Annotated in this window: 1 rRNA gene; it reads right to left on the bottom strand. The window is 53.8% G+C overall.

The features are described 5' to 3' along the window. Positions 1–42: 42 nt before the first annotated feature. Positions 43–2,958, bottom strand: a 23S ribosomal RNA gene (locus tag KNP93_RS15450). Between the last annotated feature and the right edge of the window lie 92 nt (positions 2,959–3,050).

Genomic DNA, 3,050 nt, shown 5'->3' on the forward strand with positions numbered 1-3,050 from the left:
GGCTCGCGCCCTCAAAACTGAAGTCATCAACAATGCATCTGCTAGAACAAGGCCTCGACCGATTAGTATCACTCAGCTCCGCATGTCGCCATGCTTCCACCCGTGACCTATCTACCTCATCGTCTCTGAGGGGTCTTTCTTGATTACTCAAAGGGAAATCTCATCTTGGAGGGGGCTTCATGCTTAGATGCTTTCAGCATTTATCCCGTCCGCACGTAGCTACCCAGCGATGCTCCTGGCGGAACAACTGGTACACCAGCGGTGCGTCCATCCCGGTCCTCTCGTACTAAGGACAGCTCTCCTCAAATTTCCTGCGCCCACGACGGATAGGGACCGAACTGTCTCACGACGTTCTGAACCCAGCTCGCGTACCGCTTTAATGGGCGAACAGCCCAACCCTTGGGACCTACTCCAGCCCCAGGATGCGATGAGCCGACATCGAGGTGCCAAACCTCCCCGTCGATGTGGACTCTTGGGGGAGATCAGCCTGTTATCCCCAGGGTAGCTTTTATCCGTTGAGCGATGGCCCTTCCATGCGGAACCACCGGATCACTAAGCCCGACTTTCGTCCCTGCTCGACTTGTAGGTCTCGCAGTCAAGCTCCCTTCTGCCTTTGCGCTCTACGAATGATTTCCAACCATTCTGAGGGAACCTTTGGGCGCCTCCGTTACTGTTTAGGAGGCGACCGCCCCAGTCAAACTACCCGCCTGACACGGTCCTCCAGCCGGATGACGGCTGCGAGTTAGAGACTCTATGCATGAAGGGCGGTATCCCAAGGGTGACTCCTCCGAAGCTGGCGCTCCGGTCTCGACGTCTCCCGCCTATCCTGTACATCATGCACAAAGCCTCAATATCAGGCTGTAGTAAAGCTCCATGGGGTCTTTCCGTCCTGTCGCGGGTAACCTGCATCTTCACAGGTACTATGATTTCACCGGGTCTCTCGTTGAGACAGTGCCCAAATCGTTACGCCTTTCGTGCGGGTCGGAACTTACCCGACAAGGAATTTCGCTACCTTAGGACCGTTATAGTTACGGCCGCCGTTTACTGGGGCTTCGGTTCAAAGCTTCGCTTGCGCTAACCCATCCCCTTAACCTTCCAGCACCGGGCAGGCGTCAGCCCCTATACGTCATCTTGCGATTTAGCAGAGACCTGTGTTTTTGCTAAACAGTCGTTTGGGCCTATTCACTGCGGCTCTACTCAATGTAGAGCGTCCCTTCTCCCGAAGTTACGGGACCATTTTGCCGAGTTCCTTAACGAGAGTTATCCCGCGCGTCTTAGAATTCTCATCCCGCCTACCTGTGTCGGTTTACGGTACTGGCACCTTCCACCTCACTAGAGGCTTTTCTTGGCAGTGTGAAATCGTGACCTTCGTCCCTACGGGACTCCGCATCGTTCCTCGACTTTGATGCCTGACGGATTTGCCAATCAGACGGTCTCGAAACTTACACATGCACTTCCATCCGCATGCGTCACTATCCTCCTGCGTCCCCCCATTGTTCAAACGGTGGATCGGTGGTACAGGAATATCAACCTGTTATCCATCGCCTACGCCTTTCGGCCTCGGCTTAGGTCCAGACTAACCCTGAGCGGACGAGCCTTCCTCAGGAAACCTTGGGCTTTCGACGGAGGGGATTCTCACCCCTCTTTTCGCTACTCACACCGGCATTCTCACTTCCAAACGCTCCACTGCTCCTTACGGTACAGCTTCACAGCGGTTTGGAACGCTCCCCTACCATTCCTTACGGAATCCGCAGCTTCGGTGGTATGTTTAGCCCCGTTACATTTTCGGCGCGGCGCCACTCGACTAGTGAGCTATTACGCACTCTTTGAATGGTGGCTGCTTCTAAGCCAACATCCTAGCTGTCTAGGCAGCGCCACATCCTTTTCCACTTAACATACACTTTGGGACCTTAGCTGGCGGTCTGGGCTGTTTCCCTCTTGACTACGGATCTTATCACTCGCAGTCTGACTCCCGAGTATAAGTTGCCGGCATTCGGAGTTTAACTGAATTCGGTAACCCTGTGGGGGCCCCTAGTCCAATCAGTGCTCTACCTCCGGAACTCTCAACCTCGAGGCTAGCCCTAAAGCTATTTCGGGGAGAACCAGCTATCTCCAGGTTCGATTGGCATTTCACCGCTACCCACACCTCATCCCCGCACTTTTCAACGTGCGTGGGTTCGGACCTCCAGTCAGTGTTACCTGACCTTCATCCTGGACATGGGTAGATCACCTGGTTTCGGGTCTACGACAACGCACTATGGCGCCCTATTCAGACTCGCTTTCGCTACGGCTCCGCCTCATCAGCTTAACCTCGCGCGCTATCGTAACTCGCCGGTTCATTCTACAAAAGGCACGCCATCACCCATTAACGGGCTCTGACTACTTGTAGGCATACGGTTTCAGGATCTATTTCACTCCCCTTCCGGGGTGCTTTTCACCTTTCCCTCACGGTACTGGTTCACTATCGGTCACTAGGGAGTATTTAGCCTTGGGAGATGGTCCTCCCGGATTCCGACGGGGTTTCACGTGTCCCGCCGTACTCAGGATCCACTCTGGAGGGAAAACAGTTTCAGCTACAGGGCTGTCACCTTCTTCGGCCGGCCTTTCCAGGTCGTTCACCTACTGTCTTCCTTTTTGACTCCGTATAGAGTGTCCTACAACCCCGGAGAGCATGCTCTCCGGTTTGGGCTGTTCCCGTTTCGCTCGCCGCTACTCAGGGAATCGCATTTGCTTTCTCTTCCTCCGGGTACTTAGATGTTTCAGTTCCCCGGGTCTGCCTCACGCTACACTATGTATTCATGTAACATGTCCCATCCCATTACGGATGGTGGGTTCCCCCATTCGGAAATCCTCGGATCAAAGCATACTTACTGCTCCCCGAAGCATATCGCTGTTCGTCGCGTCCTTCATCGGCTCCTAGTGCCAAGGCATCCACCGTACGCCCTTCATACCTTGATCTAGCATTTTGGTATTCTAAGAACACACGTCTAATGACATGGTTATAAAAATTTGATGTCTTGTTGATGTCTTCAGTTTTCAAGGTGCGAGTG

Source organism: Exiguobacterium sp. s166, from assembly GCF_018618855.1.
Lineage (GTDB): Bacteria > Bacillota > Bacilli > Exiguobacteriales > Exiguobacteriaceae > Exiguobacterium_A.